Origin of the sequence: Cellulomonas sp. Y8 (assembly GCF_008033115.1) — a bacterium.
GTDB lineage: Bacteria > Actinomycetota > Actinomycetes > Actinomycetales > Cellulomonadaceae > Cellulomonas.
Genome location: NZ_CP041203.1, coordinates 4,447,738 through 4,469,331 on the forward strand (window position 1 = coordinate 4,447,738; position 21,594 = coordinate 4,469,331).

The 21,594-nt window shown below is 79.1% G+C and carries 17 protein-coding genes; 4 read left to right on the forward strand and 13 right to left on the reverse strand.

Going from position 1 to position 21,594, the window contains the following annotated elements; all coding sequences use genetic code 11:
* Positions 1-26: 26 nt before the first annotated feature.
* Positions 27-1,178, reverse strand: coding sequence for a hypothetical protein (locus FKM96_RS20315; RefSeq protein WP_147796776.1), 1,152 nt, complete (start codon positions 1,176-1,178; stop codon positions 27-29).
* Positions 1,123-2,997, reverse strand: coding sequence for a glycosyltransferase (locus FKM96_RS20320; RefSeq protein ID WP_147796777.1), 1,875 nt, complete (start codon positions 2,995-2,997; stop codon positions 1,123-1,125). Before FKM96_RS20320 ends, FKM96_RS20315 begins: the two co-directional genes overlap by 56 nt.
* Before the next feature lie 120 nt (positions 2,998-3,117).
* Here FKM96_RS20320 and FKM96_RS20325 point away from each other — a divergent pair, with 120 nt between their 5' ends.
* Positions 3,118-4,425 (forward strand): EAL domain-containing protein, encoded by a 1,308-nt coding sequence (locus FKM96_RS20325; RefSeq protein ID WP_147796778.1) that lies wholly within the window; start codon positions 3,118-3,120, stop codon positions 4,423-4,425.
* A gap of 54 nt (positions 4,426-4,479) precedes the next feature.
* Entirely contained in the window at positions 4,480-5,637 is a 1,158-nt protein-coding gene (locus tag FKM96_RS20330) for a M20/M25/M40 family metallo-hydrolase (protein ID WP_147796779.1), read from the forward strand.
* Between the two features lie 12 nt (positions 5,638-5,649).
* Here FKM96_RS20330 and FKM96_RS20335 read toward each other — a convergent pair whose 3' ends face one another.
* The 4 genes from FKM96_RS20335 to FKM96_RS20350 all read right to left on the reverse strand — a co-directional run bounded on the left by FKM96_RS20335 (position 5,650) and on the right by FKM96_RS20350 (position 8,932).
* Complete coding sequence (locus FKM96_RS20335) at positions 5,650-6,504, reverse strand: aminotransferase class IV (RefSeq protein ID WP_246855105.1); 855 nt, start codon at positions 6,502-6,504, stop codon at positions 5,650-5,652.
* 92 nt (positions 6,505-6,596) lie between these two features.
* On the reverse strand, positions 6,597-7,154 hold the full coding sequence (locus FKM96_RS20340; protein WP_147796780.1) for a flavodoxin: 558 nt from the start codon (positions 7,152-7,154) through the stop codon (positions 6,597-6,599).
* A gap of 142 nt (positions 7,155-7,296) precedes the next feature.
* On the reverse strand, positions 7,297-8,025 hold the full coding sequence (locus tag FKM96_RS20345) for an ANTAR domain-containing protein (protein ID WP_147796781.1): 729 nt from the start codon (positions 8,023-8,025) through the stop codon (positions 7,297-7,299).
* A 145-nt stretch (positions 8,026-8,170) separates the two neighbouring features.
* Positions 8,171-8,932 carry a hypothetical protein gene (locus tag FKM96_RS20350; protein WP_147796782.1) on the reverse strand — a complete coding sequence of 254 codons (762 nt, stop codon included), beginning with the start codon at positions 8,930-8,932 and terminating at the stop codon, positions 8,171-8,173.
* A 114-nt stretch (positions 8,933-9,046) separates the two neighbouring features.
* On the opposite strand from FKM96_RS20350, the gene FKM96_RS20355 reads away from it, so the two are divergent.
* Positions 9,047-9,640: a DinB family protein gene (locus tag FKM96_RS20355; protein ID WP_147796783.1), complete on the forward strand. Its 594-nt coding sequence runs from the start codon at positions 9,047-9,049 to the stop codon at positions 9,638-9,640.
* A gap of 27 nt (positions 9,641-9,667) precedes the next feature.
* Here FKM96_RS20355 and FKM96_RS20360 read toward each other — a convergent pair whose 3' ends face one another.
* Positions 9,668-11,323: a GGDEF domain-containing protein gene (locus FKM96_RS20360; protein WP_147796784.1), complete on the reverse strand. Its 1,656-nt coding sequence runs from the start codon at positions 11,321-11,323 to the stop codon at positions 9,668-9,670.
* 121 nt (positions 11,324-11,444) lie between these two features.
* On the opposite strand from FKM96_RS20360, the gene FKM96_RS20365 reads away from it, so the two are divergent.
* The gene (locus tag FKM96_RS20365) at positions 11,445-12,320 is read left to right on the forward strand and encodes a formate/nitrite transporter family protein (RefSeq protein ID WP_246855106.1); all 876 of its coding nucleotides are present in this window, start codon (positions 11,445-11,447) and stop codon (positions 12,318-12,320) included.
* 16 nt (positions 12,321-12,336) lie between these two features.
* Here FKM96_RS20365 and FKM96_RS20370 read toward each other — a convergent pair whose 3' ends face one another.
* The 6 genes from FKM96_RS20370 to FKM96_RS20395 all read right to left on the reverse strand — a co-directional run bounded on the left by FKM96_RS20370 (position 12,337) and on the right by FKM96_RS20395 (position 21,593).
* On the reverse strand, positions 12,337-13,209 hold the full coding sequence (locus FKM96_RS20370) for a D-alanyl-D-alanine carboxypeptidase family protein (RefSeq protein ID WP_147796785.1): 873 nt from the start codon (positions 13,207-13,209) through the stop codon (positions 12,337-12,339).
* A gap of 179 nt (positions 13,210-13,388) precedes the next feature.
* Entirely contained in the window at positions 13,389-13,688 is a 300-nt protein-coding gene (locus tag FKM96_RS20375) for a hypothetical protein (RefSeq protein ID WP_147796786.1), read from the reverse strand.
* Between the two features lie 201 nt (positions 13,689-13,889).
* Entirely contained in the window at positions 13,890-16,649 is a 2,760-nt protein-coding gene (locus FKM96_RS20380; RefSeq protein WP_147796787.1) for an FtsX-like permease family protein, read from the reverse strand.
* Positions 16,646-19,918, reverse strand: coding sequence for an FtsX-like permease family protein (locus tag FKM96_RS20385; RefSeq protein ID WP_147796788.1), 3,273 nt, complete (start codon positions 19,916-19,918; stop codon positions 16,646-16,648). The genes FKM96_RS20380 and FKM96_RS20385 overlap by 4 nt, the downstream gene beginning before the upstream one ends.
* A complete protein-coding gene (locus FKM96_RS20390) occupies positions 19,915-20,598 on the reverse strand; it encodes an ABC transporter ATP-binding protein (RefSeq protein ID WP_147796789.1) in 684 nt (227 codons plus the stop codon). Before FKM96_RS20390 ends, FKM96_RS20385 begins: the two co-directional genes overlap by 4 nt.
* Positions 20,595-21,593 carry an ABC transporter ATP-binding protein gene (locus FKM96_RS20395; RefSeq protein ID WP_168217062.1) on the reverse strand — a complete coding sequence of 333 codons (999 nt, stop codon included), beginning with the start codon at positions 21,591-21,593 and terminating at the stop codon, positions 20,595-20,597. The genes FKM96_RS20390 and FKM96_RS20395 overlap by 4 nt, the downstream gene beginning before the upstream one ends.
* Position 21,594 lies beyond the last annotated feature (1 nt).

Genomic DNA, 21,594 nt, shown 5'->3' on the forward strand with positions numbered 1-21,594 from the left:
CGGCCACCAGCCCGGGCGGCGCGGGGTCAGCCCCCCAGCACCGCCCGCGCCCACACCCCGAGCGTCCCGCCCGACGTCAGCACCACGAGCCAGCCGATCGCGACCTGCGCGACGGACGCCACCACGATCGCGACCCGCCGCCGCGGCCCGGGGTTCCGCGGCGCCAGCAGCAGCACGTACAGCGCGGTCAGCACGATCCAGGTCTGGCCCGCGGCCTCGCGCAGCCCGAGCCACAGCGACAGGTACAGCCCGACGACGGCGATGCCCGGCGCGATGAGCGACCACGGGTCCCGGACCGCACGCACGGTCGACGCGACCAGGACCAGCGGCGCGGCGAGCAGCGCGAGGGCGATCTGCCGCAGCGCCTCCGCCGCCGAGGCACCCGCGCCACCCGGGAGCCAGCCCGCGGGCGTCGCCGCCTCCATGCCCCCGAGGGGGTCGGACGAGAACCACCACGACGCGTACAGCCAGAACGCGACGGCCGCCACCGCGGGGAACAGCAGCACCGCGACGGTCGCCTCGTTCGCCCGCCGCCCCGACCGGCCCGCGCGCCGCGCGAAGAACGGCGCGACGGCCGCGAGCGTGAGCGCGTACAGCCACGCGCCCGGGTCGAGCATGACGGCCACGCCCAGCGCGAGGCCCGCGCGGAAGCCCGCCTCGGTGGACCGCTGCTCGACGAACGCGGCGATGCCGTCCAGCGCGAGCACGAGCAGCGCGACGCCCAGGAGCGACACCAGGTCGTTCGACGCCAGGTAGTACAGGGGCGGGGTCAGCACCAGCGTCCCGAGGACGGCCGCGGTCGCCCACGGGCCGAGGCCCTCGCGGACGAGCACCGCCGCGAGCCGCTGCAGCGTGAAGCCGAGCACGGCGGCGGCGAGCAGGCTCATGGCCGGCGTGCTGCCGCCGAGCAGGGCGGACACCGCGGCCGACAGCGGCGGGAACACGCTCGCGATCCAGGACAGCCCGCTGTCGCCCCACTGCACGAGCGCGCCGCGGTCGGCCAGCGCCTCGTTCGCCGCGGGTACCCAGCCGGCCGCCCGGGAGAGGAGCGCGACCGCGACGAACGGCAGCGCCAGCGCGACCCGCAGCCCCCAGCGCGCGGCGGGGCGGACCGGCCAGGTGTCAGCCGCGTACCGACGCGGGGACGTGCGCGGCAGCGGCGACGCCAGTGAGGCCATGTGCGGTCTTCTCCCAGTAGTGCGGCTTCGTGATGAGCTGCCAGAGCGCCTTGTACGCGGCGACGGAGTGCAGCAGCCAGTACGCCGGGTTCGCCAGGCCCCACAGAACGAGGCCGTACCGGCGGCGCTTGAAGGCGCCCATCATCGAGACGTAGATCATGAGCGCGCTCCCGACGCCCAGGTTGAACAGCGACAGCCAGAGCACCCAGCCGGGGAACAGGAACGACAGCTGGTGCGGGTCGAGGAGCAGCGACGCGAAGAACACCGCGTACAGCAGCGGCACCGCGAGGAAGGTCGCGGGCGTGCCGCCGACGAGGAACAGGAACGACAGCGTCTGCCGGAGACCGGCCACCTTCACGAGCCGGAACGGCTGCCGCAGGTGCACCAGCGTCGTCTGCATGTAGCCCTTGATCCACCGGGAGCGCTGCCGCACGAAGTTCGGGTAGGAGGTGTTGGCCTCCTCGTACGTGGTCGAGTCGATGACGCCGACCCGCATCCCCTCGGCCGACGCCCGGATGCCCAGGTCCGCGTCCTCGGTGACGTTGTACGGGTCCCAGCCGCCGAGCCGGCGCAGTCCGCTGACCCGGAAGTGGTTCGACGTGCCGCCGAGCGGGATCGCGAGCCTCCCGTACTCCAGCCCGGGCAGCATGTAGTCGAACCAGAACGAGTACTCCAGCGTGAACATCCGGGTCAGCGGGTTCTCGTCGGCGTTGAAGTAGTTGAGCGCGGCCTGCACGCAGACCAGCTCCTCCCCCGCCTGCCGGAACGCGAGCACGGCCTTCTTGAGCTGGTCGGGCTCGGGCTTGTCCTCGGCGTCGTAGATCACGAGGTACTCGCCGGTCGCGAACTCCAGGCCGACGTTGCACGCCTTGGGCTTGGTCTGCGGGGCGCCGGCCGGGACGGTGATGAACCGGAAGTGCGCCGGCGGGTGCGCCGCCTCCGCGGCGGCGCGGGTCTCGGTGTCGTCCTCCTCGACCAGGATCAGCACCTCGAGCAGGTGCGCCGGGTAGTCCAGTGCGCCGAGGTTGCCGATGAGGTTGGCGACGATGTTCGCCTCCTTGTACACGGGCACCAGGACCGTGTACCGGGGCAGCTCGTGGTCGGGCAGGGCTGCCAGCTCGGCGGGGTCGGTGCGCGTCACGTGCTCCATCCGCGCGCCGCGCAACGACGCCCAGAACTTGAACCCCGTCCCCACCAGGAACGCCAGCCCGACCACCACCGACAGCGTGACGACGACCGCGCGCAGGTCCGCCACCGCCGCGAGCACGACGAGGACCAGCGCGACGACCAGCGCGACCCGCTGCCACGGCACGAGGACGGTCCGGGCGGACTGCGCCGGTGAGCGGCCCCACAGCCCGAGGCTCGCGCGCTCCCGGAGGTCCGACCCGTAGCGGTCGAGGACGGCCTGCTGGAAGTCCCACCGGTCGGCGAGCACGAGGAACGGCTCCTCGCCCAGCGCGCTCGCGATCGCGGCGCGGCGCTCGGGCGTCGGCTCGTCAACCACGGCCACCACCAGGGTGCCGTCGCCGCGGCGCTCCAGCGGCAGCCACTGCTCCGCGAGCACGCGGCCGACATCCACGCCCTGCGCGTCGAGCGCCTCCGTGATCCGGGTCGGCACGACGTACGGCAGGCCCCACAGGTCGCCGAGCGCGCGGGTCAGGGACTCCGAGTCGATCGCGCCGATCGCGATCAGCACCTGCCCGATGTAGGCGCCGGACTCCGCGGCGACCCGCTCCGCGGCGTCCAGCGTCGCCTTGCTGACCAGGCCCCGGTCGACCAGGTGGTCCCCCACCCGCCGGTCCTGCTGATGTCGTGCCACGCCGCCCCCGTCCCGTCCTGACCCGCGGCCACGCTAGCCCGAGCGGGCGTCGCGCGCCGCGCCGCACACGCCGACGACCAGGACCTTCAACATCGGCGCGCGCCTGCCGATCAGGACGAGGTGACCCTCCTGTCCGCTCCGGAGCACCCCGGCCGGCTGCCCGTGCCGGAGCTGCTCCGCACCGGCGGGGTGCACTGCGCGTACCAGCCGGTCGTCGAGCTCGCGACGGGCGAGGTGCTCGGCCGCGAGGCGCTGCTGCGGACGCCGGCGGACTCCGGCTGGCGGTCGCCGCTCGAGGTGCTGGACGCGGCGGAGCAGGCCGGCCTCCTCGGCGAGCTGGAGCGGGCGGCGATGTCGCGCGCGCTCGCGGACGCCGAGGCAGCGGCGGGCGGGGCGTCCCACACCCTGTTCCTGAACATCGAGCCCCGCACGCTGTCCCGGCACCTGCCGCTCGTGCTCGAGACGCTCGCGCGGCGCGGCCCGCAGGTGCGCGTGGTGGTCGAGATCACCGAGCGCGCGCTCGCCCTCGACCCGGCCGGGATGCTCGACGCGGCGGCCCGGCTGCGCGCGGCCGGGTGCGCCATCGCCCTCGACGACGTCGGGGCGGTCCCGGAGTCGCTCGCGTTCATCCCGCTGCTGGCACCCGAGATCATCAAGCTCGACCTGCAGCTGCTCCGCACGCTCGAGGACCCGGAGACCATCACGGTCGCGGGCGCGGTCCGAGCACGGGCCGAGGCGACCGGCGCGCGCGTCGTGGCCGAGGGCATCGAGACCCAGGACGACCTGACGCGGGCGCTCGTGCTCGGCGCCGACCTCGGCCAGGGCTGGTTCCTCGGGCGGCCGCACCGGACGCTGCCCGCCGGCGAACGGCACGCCGGGCGGCTCCCGCGACCGCACGCCCCGCTCGGGGGCGCCGCCACGCCGTTCGAGGTCATCGGGACGCGCCGGGCCGTCCGCCTGGCGCCCAAGCGCCTGCTGCTCCCGCTGTCCCGGACCCTCGAGGCCGCGGCGGTCGCGCACCGGGTGCCCCCGGTGGTGCTCGGCGCGTTCCAGGACGAGCGGTTCTTCACCGGCCGGTCCGCGCGGCGCTACGAGCGGCTGGCCGGGGCGCTGCCGTTCGTCGGGGCGCTCGGCACCGGCCGGCCGGCTGAGCTGCCGACCGAGGTGCGGTGGGCGTCGCTCGACCCCGCCGAGCCGCTCGCCCAGGAGTGGGCGGTGGTGGTCCTGGGGGCGCACGAGTCGGTGGCGCTCGTCGGGCGCGAGATCGACGGGCCGCGGTCCCGGCACTCGGCGGCCCTCGGCGCGCCCGTGGGGTCGCCCGAGGACGACGAGCGGGAGTTCGCGTTCGCGGTGACGCACGACCACGGGCTCGTGGCGGAGGCGGCGCAGAGCCTCCTGCGCCGGTTCCGGGCGGACTCCCCGGCCTGACGGGCCGGGCGCCCCGCGGGCGGGGCGGGCGCGACGGGCCTAGGTTCGGGGGGCATGAGGGGCGACGCCGCGGCCCTGGACGGGCTCGAGGAGGCCGCCCGGCGCCGGCTGCCCGCGGACGCCGGGCGCCTGGAGCGGTACGTGCGCCTCGAGACCCCCACCGGTGCGGCGGAGGCGCTGGACGCGCTCGCGGACCTCGTGGTGGCGGACGCGCGCGCGGCCGGGTTCCGCGGCGGCCGGGAGCCGACCACGGACCCGGCGTCGGGCGACGCCGTCGTCCTCGACCTGCCCGGCCGGGGTCCGCGCGCCGGCGACGCCCCCGCGCTGCTGCTGGCGCACCACGACACCGTGCACGCGGTCGGCGCGGTTCCCGTGCGCCGGGACGGCGGCGTGCTGCACGGGCCGGGGACCTACGACATGAAGGGCGGCCTCGTCGTCGCGCTGGCGGCGGCGGAGCTGCTGGAGGCCGCCGGGCTCGGGCACCGCCCGGTGCGGCTGCTGGTCACCCCGGACGAGGAGGTCGGCTCCCTTGCCACGGCGGACCTGGTCCGGGACGCCGCGCGCGGCGCCGCCTACGCCCTGGGGCTGGAGGCGCCGGGCGCGCACGGCGGGCTGAAGACCGCCCGGCGCGGCTCGACCCGCCTCCGGCTGCACGTCACCGGGCTGGCCGCGCACGCGGCGGTCGACCCGGACGCGGGCGTGTCGGCGACCGAGGAGCTGCTCGACCAGCTGCTCGCCGCGCGGCGGTTCCTCGCCGACCACCCGTCGGTGCTCGCGAACGTCGGCGTCGTCGCGGGCGGCACCCGGACGAACGTCGTGGCCGAGAGCGCGCGCGCCGACCTGGGCCTGCGGTTCGTCACCCGCGCGAGCGAGCGCGCCGTGCTGGCGCGCCTCACCGAGCCCGTCCCGGTCCGGCCCGGGGCGGACGTCCGCGCGGAGGTGCTGTCCCGGCGGCCCGCGTGGGAGCCCGGCGCCGCGTCGCAGGGGCTGCTCGCGGCGGTGGCCGCCGCGGCGAGCAGGGTCGGGCAGGACGTCACCGGCGCGCCCGCGCCCGGGGCCGCCGACACGAACCTCACCGGGGCCGCGGGCCTGCCCACCCTCGACGGCTTCGGCCCGGCCGGCGGCGGGGCGCACGCGGCCACGGAGCACGTCCGGCTGCCCGCCCTCGCGTCGCGCGCCGCGCTGCTGGCCGCGACCCTGCACGGCGTCTGAGCGGGCGCTCCGTCAGGGGTCGAGGTGCTGGAACTGCTGCTCCGCGAACACCCGCGCGACCGCGCGCGTCACCGGCCCGGGCGCGCCGCCGCCCACGGGCGCGCCGTCGACCGCGACCACGGGCTGGACGTCCCGGGCGGTCGACGTGAGGAACACCTCGTCCGAGCTGGTGAGCGCGTCGTAGGGCAGGTCGACCTCGCGGGCGCCGTGCCACTCGAGCACCAGGGCCCGGGTGACCCCCGCGAGGCAGCCGGAGGACAGCGGGGGCGTGAGCAGCTCCCCGTCCCGCACCACGAACACGTTCGTGCCCGTGCCCTCGCACAGCTGACCGCGCGTGTTGGCGAACACCGCCTCGCTCGCGCCGGAGGCCCGCGCCTGCGCGAGCGCCAGCACGTTCTCGCCGTACGAGGTGGTCTTGAGTCCGGTCAGCGCCCCGACGTCGTTGCGGCGGTAGGGCACGGTGATCACCGCGGTCTCGGGGTCGGGGTCGTGGCCCGGGGTGACGCCGAGCACCAGCGTCGGCGGGCCGTCGACCCGGCCGCTGCCCAGGACGCCCGGACCGCCGGTGAACGTGATGCGGAGCAGGTCGTAGGCGCTGGTGAGCAGGTCCGCGTTCGCCTCGACGACCTCGTGGGCCGCGCGCCGGACGAGCTCCGGGTCGAAGCCCGGCAGGCCGATGCCCGCGGCGGACCGCGTCATGCGCGCGACGTGCCGGGACAGCGCGAAGATGCGCCCGCGGTCGACCTTGACCGCCTCGAACACGCCGTCGCCCACGACGAACCCGTGGTCCCGAGCCGAGGTCGTCGCCTCCGCCTCGGGCACCAGGCGCCCGTTGACCCAGAACACCGTCGACGTCACGTCCGCCACCGCCGCGCTCCTCGCGTCCCCGCGCCCGCGTCGGACCGCGGGTCGTCCCGCCGCAGCCTAGCCGCGCGCCGCGGTGGCGCCCGGGGAGGCCGTCAGGACGGGTCGGGCGCTCCGGTGAGCCCGGCGGCGCGGGCGACCTCGCCCGCCCACGCGGTCGCCCGCGCGAGCTCGCCGTCGACGAGCGGCCCGTGCATGCCGACGACGTGGAACCCGGCCGGCGGGAGCACCACCCGGCAGCCGGCGCGGCGCAGCCGCTTGGCCATGCCCGCGGAGGCGCGCTTCGGGACGGGCCGGTCGACCCGGGTGTCGTAGGCCGCCGCGGGCGTGCCCTCGGGCGCCTCCAGCGCCTCGAGCCACTCGCGGACGCCCCGCCCCGTGTCGGCTCCCGGCTCCGCGTCCGCGCGCAGGCGGGCCTCGGGGTCGTCGAGGTGGTCCGGTCGGCTGCGCCGGGTCTCGGGGCGGCTCAGGGAGAACGCGTGCGTCGGGCCGCCGACGACCACGAGGTCGGTGCGGAGCGCGTCGGGCGCCGCCAGCACGTTCACCACCGAGACGTCCGCGCCCGGCGCGGCCGCGCGGAGCCCGGCCGCCACCGCCTCCGCGACGGCGTGGCTGTTCCCGAACAGGCTCTCGTAGACGACGTGCGCGCGCATGGCTGCCTCCCCTGGCTCCCGCGGCGGGCGGCGCGACCGTGCGACGCCCGTGCCGGCCACGGTAGGCGCGCCGCAGCGGGCCGGGATGGGCCGACGGTCCCGGGTGGGCCCGCGGGGCGGCACGCACGGCCGCGGCGGCTGCTCAGGCGCCCCGGGCGGCCTTCGCGGAGCCGCCGCCGAGGCCCCCGCGGCCGGGGCGCACGGCGTGCCGGACCACCGACGCGGCCACCGCGTCGAGCGTCCGGCCCTGCGAGGCGCCCAGCACCTCCAGCACGTGCCGCGCCTCGTCCTCGTCGCACCCGCGGACCTCCATGAGCACGCCCACGGCGTGGTCGACGGAGGCCCGGGTGCGGCGCGCCGCCTCGGCCTCGGACAGCGCGGGCTCGCGCGCCGGGATCGTGCTGTGCAGCTCGATCAGCGAGGCCATCTCGCCCGCGAACCCGCCGGCCCGGCGCACCACCTCGGGCCCGCAGGCGCCGGGCTCGTCCAGGTAGAGGGTCAGGGCGGCGGTGCCGCCCCGCTGCAGCGGGGCCGGCAGCGCGAGGACGCCGCGGAACCCGGCCCGCAGCGCGACGGCCCGCCACGGCTCGGCGGCCGCGGCGGCCTCCGCGCGCAGGTCGGGAAGGACCAGCGACGCGCCGGTGCCGAGCGCCTCACGCCACGGACCCGCCTGGTCGACCGCCGCGCCCGAGCGCGTCAGCCGGTCCCCGGTGGACGCGATCAGCCAGTCGGCGCCGCGCCGGTGGGCGTGCACGGCGCCCTCGGCGGCGCCCCCCGTCCCCGCCGTCACGAGACCGACCAGGTCGTCCAGGAGCGCCAGCACGCTGCGCGCGGGCTCCGCGCCCGGCCACACCGCACACACCTCAGCCATCGTCCGTCCCCCTGGGCAGCACGTGCGGGGCTCCTCGCCGAGCCCCGTCGCCGATCGCGCGCGGACGGCGCGCAGGCACATGGTGGCACGCGGGGCGGGGGCAAGATGCCCGATTCGTCCCGTCCCCCCGCGGAACGGTGGTCGATTAGCCCTGCCGGGTGACGCCGGGGTCGGGGGCGTCGCCGCCCGCGAAGGTCGCGCGCCGCTCGAGCACGGCGTCCTCCAGGTCGGCGACCGCCACGTCCTCCGCCCAGGCCCGCGCCCGCAGCAGCGCCGCCGCGTCGTCCGGCGCCAGGCCGGTCTGGGCCACGAGCATGCCGACCGCCCGGTGCCGGCGCGCCCGGGCGGGGGCGCTCGCCACCGCGGGGCCGACGAGCGACGGTCCGAGCGCGTCGGCCAGCACCTGCCCGTCCGCGAGCACGTCGGCGGGGACGGACGCGGCCGGGCCGTGCACGGTCAGGGCCGCCACCGCCCGGCCGTCGACGTGCACCGGCCAGGCCCGCACGGCGACCGTCGCGCCCGGGTCGACCGCGTCGGCGGCGAGCACGGCGAACACCGGCGGCACCTCCGGGACGTCCGGCGGGAGGTCGGCCGGACGCCCGGCCGCACCCGCGCCGAGCACCGTGCCGACAGTCCGGCCGTGCCGGGCGGCGCGGACGGCGGGGCCGTCGCCCGCGAGGTCCTCGATCTCCGCGAGCCGGGCCGCGACGTCGTCGGTCGCGCACGCCGTGTACCGGCCGGCGCCGGCGGGCGCGCAGGTCAGCGCGGCGCCGTCCGCCCCGAGCAGGGCCGCGGCGGCGCGGCAGAGCCGCTCGACCGCCGGCGGGCAGAGGCCCGAGCCGGCGCCCGGACCCGAGCGCGCGACGGCCTCCGCCAGGGAGCGGAGCAGGAGCAGCCGGTCGGTCACGTCGTCAGTGTCGGGTCGCCCGGGGTGTCCCGCACCCGGAGCGCCCGGGCCTGCGCCGTCCGGGTGATCCGCCCCGGGGCCGCGGGTGTCGGACCCCGGCGGCAGACTGCTCGCATGGACGACAAGGCGATGCTGCACCGGTACCTGCGCGAGAGCCGCGACTCCCTGCTGTCGAAGCTCGACGGGCTCTCCGAGTACGACGCACGCCGGCCGCTCACGGCCACCGGCACGAACGTCGCCGGGCTCGTCAAGCACGTGGCCAGCGTCCAGCTCGACTACCTCGGCGAGGTGTTCGACCGCCCGCACGGCCGGTCGCTGCCGTGGTTCGCGGACGACGCCGAGCCGAACGCCGACCTGTGGGTGCCGGCGGACGAGTCGCTCGACGAGGTCCGGGAGCTGCACGCGTTCTCCGCCGCGCACGCCGACGCCACGATCGCGGCGCTGCCCCTGGATGCGCCGGGCCGCGTCCCGTGGTGGGGGCCAGAGAGCGCGGACGTCACGCTGCACCGGGTCCTCGTCCACCTGGTCGCGGAGACGGCCCGGCACGCGGGCCACGCCGACATCCTGCGCGAGACGATCGACGGCGCCGTGGGCACGCGGCCGGACGACCCGAACCTGCCGTTCCACGACGGCGACGCGTGGGCCGCGTACCGGGCGCGGGTCGAGGACGCCGCCCGCACGGCGGCGGGCCGGGGCACCGCGGGCTGACCCCGGGCGGCCCGGCGACCCCGCGGCTCAGGCCACCGGGTCCGCCACCCGCACCCGGTCCCGCCCGGCCGCCTTGGCCCGGTACAGGGCGGCGTCGGCGCGGGCGAGCAGGTCGGCGACCGGCTCCCCCGGGGTCCGCTCGGCCACGCCGATGCTGACGGTCAGCCGCGCGCCCGGCATGAGGTCGTCCCACTCCAGGTTCGCCACCGTCTCGCGCAGCCGGTCGCACACGTCGACGGTCCGGTTGCCCGTGAGCCCGTCCAGCAGCACGGCGAACTCCTCGCCGCCGTACCGTGCGGCCAGGTCGTCCCGGCGCAAGGCGTGCTCGAGCGCGGCCGCCACCCGCACCAGCACGGCGTCGCCCACCTGGTGCGAGTAGGTGTCGTTGACCCGCTTGAAGTGGTCGACGTCGAGCAGCGCCACCGCGAAGGCACCGCGCTCGGCCGTCCAGAGGTCCAGCTGGCTGTCGAGCGTGCGCCGGTTGGCGAGGCCCGTGAGCCCGTCGTGGGCCGCCTCGTGCGCGAGCCGGGCGTTCCGCTCCTCCAGCGCCTCCGAGCGCCGGCGCTCGGCCTCCGCCTGCCGCTCGGCCTGCTCGACCTCCATCCGCGCGCCGAGGAGCGCGGCGCGGCGCTCGGCCTGCGCGTCGCCGAGCCGCACGGTCAGCGCGTGCAGCTCGCGGAGCGCGGCGAGCGCGGCCACCGGGTCGCCGAGCGCCTCGTGCGCGTCGGCGAGCACCCGCAGCAGCTCGGTCCGCTCCGCCGGCCGCCGCAGCGCGTCGCACAGGGTCATGCCCTCGCGCGCCTCCGCCACCGCCTCCGGCAGCAGACCCCCGTCCAGCAGCATCCCGGCCCGGATGCGGTGCAGGGACAGCTGCAGCCCCGCCGCCGGGAACCGCGCGAGCATCGCACCGGCCGCGTCGAGCACGCCCGCCGCGGCCTCGCGGTCCCCCGCGAGCAGGTGCGCGACCGCGGCGGTGAGGCGCGCGTCGACCGCCGTCCGGGCGAGGCCGGCGGCGTCGGACTCGTCCACCGCCTCCAGCGCCAGCCCGAGGGCGCGGCGGGCGGACGCGCGGGCCCCCCGCGGGTTGTCGGCGGCGAGCCGCCGGCTGGTCTCGACGAAGGTGCGCGCGAGGTTCGCCAGCGCGATCGACGCGCGATCCGGGTCCCCCGCCGTCAGCCAGAGGCGGCGCGCCTGGGTGAGCACGCCCGCGGCCTGCGGCGCGAAGTGCGGCATCGACGTGTAGACCGAGCCCAGGATCGTGAGCACGTCGGCGGTGCCGGCGACGTCGTCCGCCTCGCGGCGCAGCTCGGCGGCGCGGGTGAGCAGGTCCACGGCGTCCTCGGTGTGGCCGAGGTCGTGGTGCACCAGCCCCTGCCGCGCGAGCGCGCGGGACTGCCACACCAGCGCCCCGCGCTCCCGGGCCAGGTGCTCGGCGCGGACCGCCCGCTCCAGCGCCCGGAGGTCCTCCCCGAGCGCGTGGTGCGCCACGGCGGCGTAGTACGCGAGCCGCATCTCGGCCCCGCCGGCCCGGCTGGCGACCGCCTCGGCGATGAGGGCCTCCGCCCGGCGGACGCAGGCCCCGGCGTCGGAGTCCGCGAGCAGGGCGAGCTCGTCGACCGCGGCCTCCCAGTCGGCGGGTGGTGCGGGTGGTGCGGTTCGTGCGTCGCTCGCTGTGGCCGTCATGGTCCTTCGTCCCGCCCGCGGTCCGTCGCGGGTCTCCTGTCTCATCGGGCCTCCCACCTGCGGTGATGAGCCCGGCGCCCGGTCTTCACCCGGGGGGTTCGGGTGTGGCAGCCTGTGCGCGGTGAGCGCCGCCGATCCCCAGTCCCTCTTCCCGGGCAAGCAGTTCATCAGCACCGCCCTCGAGGTGCTGGAGACCAAGACGACGATGTCCGGCGGCCTGGCCCGCCGGTACCTGCAGCGCGCAGCCATGGCCGGCGTGCTCATCGGCCTGCTCTACGCCACCTACTACGCGGTGCTGGGCGCGTTCGCGGGCATCGGGGACGGCTCGGTCCGGCCGGTCGGCCGGCTGGTCGGGTCCGTGGTGTTCGGCTGGGCGCTCGTGTTCATCTACTACTCGCGGTCCGAGCTGCTGACCTCGAACATGATGATCGTCTCGATCGGGGCCTACCACCGCCGGACCAGCTGGCCGCGGGCGCTGCGGATGCTCGGGCTCTGCTACCTCGGCAACCTCGCCGGAGGCCTGTTCGTCGCGGTGCTGCTGCGCCTGTCGACGATCACCGACGGCGCACCGCTGGACGAGATGGTCGCGTCGGTCGAGCACAAGCTCGCGTACGTGACCGACGGGCCGTCCGGCTGGCTCGACCTGCTGGTGCGGGCGGTGCTGTGCAACTTCTGCATCAACGTCGCGATGCTGCTCGTCTACAACGGGCTGATCAAGGACGACCTGACCAAGTGCCTCGTGATGATCACGTCGGTGTTCATCTTCGCGTTCCTCGGCCTGGAGCACTCGGTCGCGAACACGGTGCTGTTCTCGGTCGTCGGCCTGCAGGAGGGGCTGGACCTCGGCGCCGCGGCCGGGAACGTGGGGATCGCGCTGGTCGGGAACTTCATCGGCGGCGGGCTGCTGATCGGGCTCTACTACGCGTACGTCAACGACGACTCGCAGTGGCTGCGCCAGCAGGGCCGCGGGACGAGCACCCCCGACGACCCGCGGTGAGGCCGCCGTCGGGCGCTCATCGGTAGTCCGGGCCGCCGGGGAGCCCGAACGCCTCCTCGAGCGTCGTGACCCCGCGGCGGTCCAGCTCGGCGACGAGCTCGGTCCCCACCCAGCGCAGGTGCCAGCCCTCGGGCGCGTACCCGGTGACGGCCCGGTTCGCCGCGGTGTACCGCACGACGAACCCGAACTCGCCCGCGCGGGCCGCGACCCACCGGCCCTCGGCGGTGTCGCCGAAGCAGTCCTGGAAGTCGCAGTCGGGACGGGTCGTGCTCCCGACGTCGACCGCCAGGCCGGTCTGGTGCTCGCTGTGCCCGGGGCGGGCGCTCACCTCCTCGGCGTGCTGCTGGCCGACGCGCGCCACGAGGTCGGCGTGCACCCGGACCTGGTCGTCGTACGAGCGGAACGCGCTCCGCAGCGTGAGCGCGACCCCGTCGGCGGCCGCGGCCGCGAGCATCTGCTCGAGCGGCGCGGCGACCTCGGGGCGGACCTGGTACCCGGCGACGGTCGCGAGCGTCGCCGGCGCCCAGCCGGCCGGCGCGACGGGCAGGGCCTTGTTGACGACCACCCACGGGCTCGCGGGGTCGTCGACGGGGTGCAGGCCGAGGTCGAGGGCGGCGCGGGCGGGCGGGACGAGCGCGGCGGGCGGCGCGGGGGTCTCGGGCAGCGCCAGCGGCCCGCGGGCGGCCCCGGGATCGGCGACGTCCGTCGGCCGGAGCTCGGCCGGGGCGGACGGGATCGCGGGCCCGGGCGTCGGCCCCGGCGTCGCCCGGGCGGGTCCCACCGGTGCCGCGCGCTCGTCCGACGCCGCCGCGGGCGTGGGTGCGCCGCCGCCCCCGGCCGGGGCTCCCTGGAGCGCCACCGCCGCGAGCAGGCCGCCGAGCACCGCCACGGACGCGGCCTGCGCGGGCCGCGTGAGACGCCCCCCGCGCCGGGGTGCGCCCGTGCGCGCCCGGGGTCGGGCCGCTGCGGTGCTGCGGGCGCGTCGTCACGTGGTCGCTCCTGGTCCGGGTCGGGGTCAGCCCCCAGTCTCCGACGGAACGCGCTGCGGGGACAGCCCGGCGCGGGTGCTCATCCGCGCGGCCGGGGGACGGCGACGGCCGGGTCCCCGACGCGCAGGTCGCGCGCGAGCGCGTCGAGCGCGGCGGAGCGCCGGCCGGGGTCCAGCTCCAGGCCGCCGTCCGGGGTCCGGCGCACGGAGCCCGCCAGGACGAGCTCGGACACCGCCGCGGCGACGCCGTCGGCCCGGCAGCGCCGGTCCAGCTCGGGGCCGGACATCGGGCGGCCGAGGAGCGCCGCCAGCACCCGGGCCTTGGTGAGCGGGTCGACCGCTCCGTCGAGCACGGCGGTCGTTCGGGACGGTGTCGGCACGGTCGTCTCCCCCGGGTCGGGCCGCGGGGCCGGTCCGTCGCGGCGCGTGGTGTCCAGGGTCCGCGCCGTGGGCCCGGCTGAGTGGTGGCGTGGGTGGTCCCTGGGGACCCGCTGGGTGCTGCGGGCGCGGGTCGGTAGGTGGTGGGGCCGCCGGTGAGGGGGCGCCCGGTGGGTGGCTCGGCCGACCCCCGACGTGCCGGGTCAGCCGCCGGCGCGGAGCACCTCGCCCAGCCGGTGCGTCCGCCGTCGCGCGTGCTCGACCCGCAGCACCGCCGTCCCCGCCACCAGCCCGGCCAGCACCGGCAGCGCCGCGGCCACCCACGCGACCGACCCCGCGGACCCCGCCGCCGGCGCCGTCCCGAGCCCCAGCGGCCCCAGCACCAGCGGCGCGACGCCGCACCCGAGCGCCGCCCCCGCCACCGAGGCGAGCACCGCCGCGGGCAGCACCTCGCCGGCGGCCACGCGGCGCGCCTCGCGGTCCGTGAGGCCCACGGTCCGCAGCGTGTCGAGGGCGCGGCGCCGCGCGGGCGCGCCCTCGGTGGCGGACACCAGCACGGCGAGCGCCACGAAGGCGAGGAGCAGCGCCACCGACGCGCCCGCGGCGCCGAGGAGGGCGCGGGGCAGCACGTCGGCCCGCAGCGCGCGCAGGGCCGCGGTCCGGGTCGCGACCTCCGCGTCGCCCGGCGGCGGCGCCGCTCGGAGGGCCGCCTCGGCACCGGGGCCCACGAGCCACACGGTGCCCGGCGGCGTCGCGTCCACCCCGCCGAGCTCCGCGACGTCCACCGCGACCACGGCACGGGCCGCGTCCCGACCCGCGGACGGCCGGGGCAGCGCGAGACCGGGCAGGGCGTGCACCGTGCGGTCCTCGCCCTCCCAGCGCAGCACGACCTCGCCGGTGACCGCGCCGGCGCCCGCGGCCCCGGCCGGCAGCGACGCCGCGAGCCGGGCCAGGTCGTCGGGCTCCCCCACCACGACGTCGACGCGCGCGGAGCCGTCGGCCGAGCGCGCGGGGACGTCCCGGGCGACCCGCGCGGCGACCGAGGCCGACACCCCCGGCTCGCGCGCCCACGCCGCGGCCGCCGACGCGAGCGCCGGGCCCGGCGCTCCCTGCACCCGCGCGTCGCCTCCGACGGACGCCCACGCGGTCGCGTCCTGCCCGTCCCGCACCGCCTGGCCCGCCGACGCGCCCACGACCACGAGGGCGGCGGCCGTCACGACGGCCAGCAGCGGCAAGGGGGCCAGGCCGTCGGAGCGGGCACGGGCGACGGCGAGCACCCCGACCGCGTGCCGGGACCGCTCCGCGAGCGGGGCCAGCCGCGCGACGAGCGCCGGGAGCGCCCGCGCCACGGCGACCGCGCCCACGGCGGCGAGCAGCGCCGGCGCGGCGGCGGCGAGCAGGTCGGGCGACGCGCCGCCGCCCGCCGAGCCGGTCCCCGCGCCACGGACCGGGCCGGCCCCGCCGCCCGCCGCGCTCGAGCGCAGCGCCACCACCGCGCCGGCGGCCAGGGCCACGAGCGCGAGCTCCGCGGCCAGCCGCAGGGCCCGGGCGTCCGCCCGCCCACCCGCGCGGCGCCGGCGTCCCGGGTCCGCGGCACCGTGCGCCACGCGCAGCGCGCCGACCGGGAGCGCGAGAGCCGCGACCCCGGCGACGGCGAGCACGACGCCCACCGGCACGGCGCCGGGCACGACGGCACCGGCCGCGAGCACGCCCGCCACCGCCCCGACCCCGACGACCACGACCGCCTCCGCCCCGAGCTCGACGGCCAGCGCGGGCAGCGCGGCGCCCCGGGTGCGGCGGGTGGCGAGCTCGCCCGCCCGCCGCCGGGCGAGCAGCCCCGCGGTCAGGACGAGGAGCAGCGCCCCGACGACCACCCCTCCCACCACGAGCGACGTCGCGGCGGCCCGCGCGGCCGCGAGGTCGGCCGCGGCCGCCCGCAGCACGCCCAGCGCGCTCGAGTGCAGCGAGCCGCCGGACGCGCCCCAGCCGATGGTGCCGGGCGAGGCCTGGAGGGCCGGCAGCTCCGCGAGCACCCGGTCGCCCGCCGCCACGCCGACCCGCGCCGGGTCGAGCGCGACCCGGACGGTGCGCTGCACCTCGCGCGGCCCGACCGCCGCCACGGCCGCGGCCAGCGAGTCGTCCGAGAGCAGGGCGGCGGCGGCGGTGCTCGTGGCCGGGCCGATCGTCGACACCCGCGGGTCGAGGAGGTCGGGCGCGTCGTGCCACGTCGCGGCGGCGGGGTCGACGGGCCGGAACACGCCCGCCACCACCGCCTCGACCGGCCCGCCGTCGGACGCGGTCAGGTGCAGGGGGTCGCCGGTCGTCGCGCCGACCGCGCGCGCCACCGCCTCGGACAGCGCGACCTGCACGGGAGCCGGCTCGGTCGCGCCGACGTCCGCCGCCGCGTCCTCCGCCGCGCCGTCCCCGGCTCCGCCGTCCGCCCCCGGGGCGGGCCGCTCCGGCGGGGCGGCGGGCTCCGTCCCGGAGACCCACGTCACCGCACCCTCCGCCGGCGTCCACACCAGCCGCAGCGTCACCTCGCCCGGCGGCGCGGCCGGGTCGTCCGCCGCCACCGCGAGGGACAGCGGCGCCGAGGCGGTGGAGACCAGCGGGTCGCGCAGCACGTCCCCGAGCCGCGGGGCCAGCCCGGTGGCGATCTGGTCCGCGGCCTCCCGGGAGAGCTCGGCGGACCCGTCGTACCCCTGCCCGGTCTCCGTGAAGGCCGTGGCCGTCGTCACCACCAGGTCCGCGTCCGTGCCGGCCCGGGCCACCGCGGCCTGCACCGCCGCGTCCGACACGCGCGCGACCGCCCGGGGCACGGCCGCCACCAGCGCCACCACCAGGGCGACGAGGACAGCCACCAGCGTCAGCGGGCCCGCCTGCGCGGCGGCGCGCCGCGGGAGCGTCCCGAGGTCGAGGCCCGCCCGCCGCCGCGGGGCGCGGGCGCGGTGCCGGCCCGTCACTCGGCGTCCCCGAGCCGCAGGTGCGCGGCGGACGCCCGGCGGACCAGGCCCGTCACGACCGGCAGCACCACCGCGGCCGACCCGGCGAGCAGCACCGCCGCGATCCCGCCCGCGACGGGCCACGACCACACGGCCAGCGCGTCCGGCACGGGCCGGCCCCCGGTCGCCGAGATCGTCAGCGCCGGCGCGAGCGCGCGGACCGCGACGGCACCCACCCCGGTGCCCGCGGCCACCGCGAGGACGTCCACGACCACGTGCTGCACGGCGTAGGTCCCGGCCACCGCGCGCGGCGACGCCCCGACGGCGAGCAGCCGCGCCACCTCCGGGCCGCGGTCCTCGGCCGTCTCGGCGGCGTGCAGCGCGGTGCCGACGAGGGCGAGCGCGACGGCGGCGACGACGAGCAGCCCGAGCGCCGCGAGCACCCCGACGCGGAGCGGGCCGCCCCGGAGGTCCTCGGCGACCTCGGCGCGGGACGTCACGGCCGCGCCCGCGTCGCGCAGCGCGGCCACGTCGCCGCCCGCGGGCAGCCACCAGGCGTCCACCAGCGACGCGGTCTCGGCCTCGCCGATCGCGACCCGGGACAGCGTGCGCAGGTCCGCGAGCACCGCGGGACCGTCGACCGCGCCCGGGAGGTACGGGGCGACGGCGGCGACGGTCGCGGGCAGCGCGGTCCCGCCGACCGCGACCTGCAGCGGGTCGCCCGGGGCCAGCCCCGCGCCGGCCGCGAGGTCCTCGGTGACCACCACCGGCAGCTGCGCCACGGGGGCGAACGCCGTGAGCACGAGCACGGTCGGCAGGTAGGACGCGCGCGACACGTCGACCTCGGCGGTGCCGCGCAGCAGGCCCGGCGCCACGGTCACCGCGGGCTCCGCGAGGGACTGGTTCCGGAGCGTCGCGTCGGTCGGGCGCGCGGACCACCCGCCGGCCGCGGCCGCCGGCTCGTCGGCGCCCGCCGGGAGGTCCCAGCCCACCGCCACGTCGACGTCCGCCAGGCCGCCGACGCCCTCCTCCAGCACGGCGTCGGTCGCCACCTGCAGCGCGACGGCCAGCACCCGGGCACCGCCGTCCGGCGCGGCGAACCCGCCCGGTGTGGTGAGCCGCACCGTCCGCTCCACGCCGTCGAGCGGCACCCGCTCCCCCGCGACGCGCACCCGCACCCCGTGCCCGTCGTCGAGCACCAGCGTCGGCGTGACCGCCATCGGGTACCCGCTGCCGGTCGTCCCCGAGACCCGGACCGCGAGATCCGCGCCCTCGGCGGCGAACGGCAGCGCCGCCGCGAGCTCGTCGTCCGGCGGGGCGAGGCCCGCCGTCAGCCCGGACCACGTCGTCCCGTCCGGCAGCCGCCCGGCGAGCGTCGCGGCCCGGGTGTCGACGGCGAGCAGCCGGGGCTCGGCGTCCTCGGGCCCGGACACCGCGAGCGTGCCGAACCCGGTCACCCGGTCCGTCACCGGCAGGGCGACGCCGTCGGCGGCGGACCGGACGAGCGCGCCCTGCGCCGTCGGCGAGCCGGGCACGTCGGACGCGACCACGGCCGCGGGCACCTGGGCCTCGGCCTGCTCCGCCTGGGACCGGGACCAGGTCGCCGCCCACCCCGCGCCGGCGGTCGCGCCCGCGGTGGCGAGCACCAGGAGCAGCAGCGCGACGGCGGCCCGGGGCCGGCGCGCGACGTCCAGCGCCGCCAGCGGCAGCACGAACCGCCGCGACCGCCGCGCGGCGCGCTCGGCCGGCCGCGCCAGCAGGGGCACGACCCGCAGCACGACGACCGACGCCGCGACCAGCACGAGGACCGGCGCGAGCACCCGGACGGCGTCCGTGGCGCCGCCCGTGCGGAGCCGGAGCGCGGCGAGCACCGCGACCGCCACCAGCAGCAGGTCCCCGCCCGACCGGGCCAGCCGCGACGCCGTGCCCCCGCGTCGCCGGCCCGCCGGGGGTCGTGCCGCCGGCGCCACGAGCGCCAGCAGGAGCCCGGCCGCGCCCGCGCCGACCGTGGCCACGAGGGAGCCGGGCACCCCGTCCGGCGTCCCCACGCCCGAGCGCGCCACCAGCGGCACCGCCGTCAGCGCCCGGTACGCCGCCAGGCCGAGCGGGACGGCCAGCGCCGCCGCGACGGCCACCACCGCCGCCGCCTCGCCGAGCGCCAGGCCGAGCAGCTGGCCCCGGCCCGCCCCCCGGTCCAGCAGCAGCGCGCGCTCCGGGGCGCGGCGCGCGGCCAGCAGCCGGCCCGCGAGGAGCAGCGCGGCCGCCGCGAGGGCGACGCCGACCAGCCCGGCCGTCAGCGCCGCGGCCCCCGCCACCGCGTGCTGGGTCGCCACCGCGCGGACAGTCGCCGGGAACGCGGTGCGGACCACCGCGCGGTCCGCGCGGTCGCCGAGCGCGTCGGCGAGCGCGGGGCGCAGCCGGGCGACGTCCCGGCCGGCCTCCTCCAGGTCCGCGACGGCGACGCCCGCGGTGCCCGGACGCAGCGTCACCGTGACGACCCCGACGCCGGTCCCGGCGGCGGGCAGCGCGCCGGGGGCGACCACGAGGGGCCCGTACGCGGGCGACAGCTTCCGGCCCGAGGTACCCGGCCGGGGGTGCTCCGGGTCGACCCCGGCACCCCCGAGCAGGTCGCGCTGCCACACCGGCGTCCCGGCGTCGCCCCGGCCGAGCGGCTCGAACACGCCCACGACCCGGACCGTCGTCCGCGGTGCCGCCGCCGGCGCGTCGGGGGACGGGGCCAGGTCGACGGTGTCCCCGGGGGCGAGGTCCAGGGCCGCGGCGGTGGCCGCGGGGACCGCGACGTCGACGGGAGCCGTCCCGCCCGTGCCGGTCCCGGCCGCCCCGACGGCCCCGGGCCAGGACCCCGCCACCAGGCGCGCGGCGCCCGCGAGGTCTGCAGCGTCGGTCAGGTACGCGTAGCCCGCGTCGTCCGAGCCGTCGTCGGGCAGCGCGAGCAGGGGCGACTCGGTCCAGGTGGACGCGGTCCCGGGCAGCGGCGCGAGCGCCTCGGCGACGACGGCCGCCACCGCGGGCGCCAGGTCCTCGGCGTCCGCGGCGTCCGCCCCGACGGGCGGCACGACCCGGGCCACCACCTGGGTGCCGCTGGTGCCCGCGGCGGCGAGCGCCGCGTCCAGCGCGTCGCGGCGGCCGGCGGTCAGGAGCAGCCCGCACGCCGCCAGCACCGTCAGGGCGACCAGCGCGGTCGCGGTCACGGCCGCGAGCAGCGGCGCCTGCGCCCGGGCGCGGTGCAGCGCCAGCGCGGGCACCTCCCGGGCCCAGGCGGCGCTCATGCGGGCAGCACGTGCCCGTCGACCAGACGCACCGCCCGGTCCGCCAGCCCGATCATCACCGGGTCGTGGGTCGACACGACCGCCGCCATGCCCTCCGCCTCGACCACCGCCCGGATGAGCGCCATGACCGCCAGGCCGGTCTCGGTGTCGAGCTGGCCCGTGGGCTCGTCGGCGATCAGCAGGCGCGGCGACCCGGCCAGCGCCCGGGCGATCGCGGCACGCTGCTGCTGGCCGCCCGACAGCTCGTCCGGCCGCAGCCCGGCGTGGCCGTCCAGCCCCACGAGCCGGAGCAGCAGGGCCACCCGGCGCTCGCGGTCGGCGACCGGCAGCGCGCGCAGCCGCAGGGGCACGGCCACGTTCTCCGCCGCGCTGAGCACCGGGACCAGCCCGAACGTCTGGAACACGAAGGCGACCACGTCCCGACGCAGGCGCACCCGGCCCGCGGCGTCGAGAGTGGTCACGTCCATCCCGTCGACGTGCACCGTCCCGGCGTCCGGGCGGTCCAGCCCGCCGACGACGTTGAGCAGCGTCGTCTTGCCCGAGCCGGAGCGGCCGACCAGGGCGACGAGCTCGCCGGGCGCCACGTCCAGGTCGACGCCCCGCAGGGCGTGCACGGCGGCGCGACCCGAGCCGTAGGTGCGGTGCACGCCGCGGACGCGGACCAGCGGCGACCCGGTCACGCGGCACCGTGCCGGCGGCGCCGGGCCGGCACTGCCGAGCCGTCGTGGCCGCCCGGTCCGGCCGGGACCCCGGCGCCGTCCGGCCGCACCGCGACGTGGTCCGCCTCGAGCTGCAGCCGGACCCGGCGGGTGAGGTCGAGCGCCTCCCGGTACTCCCGCGGCACCTGGACCCGCCCGGCCCGGTCCATGACCGCGTACTCCTCGGCGACGACGGCCGCGGCGCCGTCCTCGCCGACGTGCGAGCGCCGCAGCACCTCGCTGCTGGTCCGCCCGTCCCGGATCGCCACCGTGCGCTCCACCTGACCGCTCACCGCCGGGTCGTGCGTCACGACCACGACCGTGGTGCCCGCGTCCCGCTGGGCGGCGCGCAGCGCGTCGAACACCTGCTGGCCGGTGGCGGTGTCGAGCTCGCCCGTCGGCTCGTCGGCGAGCAGGAGCCGGGGCCGGTTGGCGAGCGCGACCGCGATCGCGACCCGCTGCTGCTCGCCCCCGGACAGCTCGGCGGGGCGGCGGCCGCCCGCGTCGGCGAGCCCGACCAGCTCCAGCAGCTCGCCCACCCGCGCGGCCCGCTGCGCGCGCGGCACCCCCGCGAGCGTGAGCGGGAGCGCGACGTTCTGCCGCGCGCTCAGGTAGGGCACGAGGTTGCGCGCGGTCTGCTGCCGGACGGTCCCGACCACCGTGCGCCGGTAGGTCACGCGGTCCCGCGCGCTCAGCGCCCCGAGGTCCCACCGCCCGACGCGGACCCGCCCGGCACTCGGCGCGTCGGCGGCGGACAGGATCCGCAGCAGGGTGGACTTGCCGGAGCCAGACGCCCCGACGACGGCGACCATCTCCCCCGCGTGCACCAGCAGGTCGAGCCCCTGGAGGGCCTGCACCTCGACGCCGCCGGAGCGGAAGATGCGGACCACCGCGTCGCACGCCACGAGGGCCTCGCTCCCGAACTCCTCGGGCGCGGCGAGCCGATCGCCGAGCTCCTCCACGATGCTGCGCTGCACG

Coding starts and splice junctions, on each gene's coding strand:
- FKM96_RS20315 (WP_147796776.1), bottom strand. CDS start 1,178: ATGGCCTCACTGGCGTCGCCGCTGCCGCGCACGTCCCCGCGTCGGTAC.
- FKM96_RS20360 (WP_147796784.1), bottom strand. CDS start 11,323: ATGACGGCCACAGCGAGCGACGCACGAACCGCACCACCCGCACCACCC.
- FKM96_RS20385 (WP_147796788.1), bottom strand. CDS start 19,918: ATGAGCGCCGCCTGGGCCCGGGAGGTGCCCGCGCTGGCGCTGCACCGC.
- FKM96_RS20355 (WP_147796783.1), top strand. CDS start 9,047: ATGGACGACAAGGCGATGCTGCACCGGTACCTGCGCGAGAGCCGCGAC.
- FKM96_RS20340 (WP_147796780.1), bottom strand. CDS start 7,154: ATGCGCGCGCACGTCGTCTACGAGAGCCTGTTCGGGAACAGCCACGCC.
- FKM96_RS20330 (WP_147796779.1), top strand. CDS start 4,480: ATGAGGGGCGACGCCGCGGCCCTGGACGGGCTCGAGGAGGCCGCCCGG.
- FKM96_RS20345 (WP_147796781.1), bottom strand. CDS start 8,025: ATGGCTGAGGTGTGTGCGGTGTGGCCGGGCGCGGAGCCCGCGCGCAGC.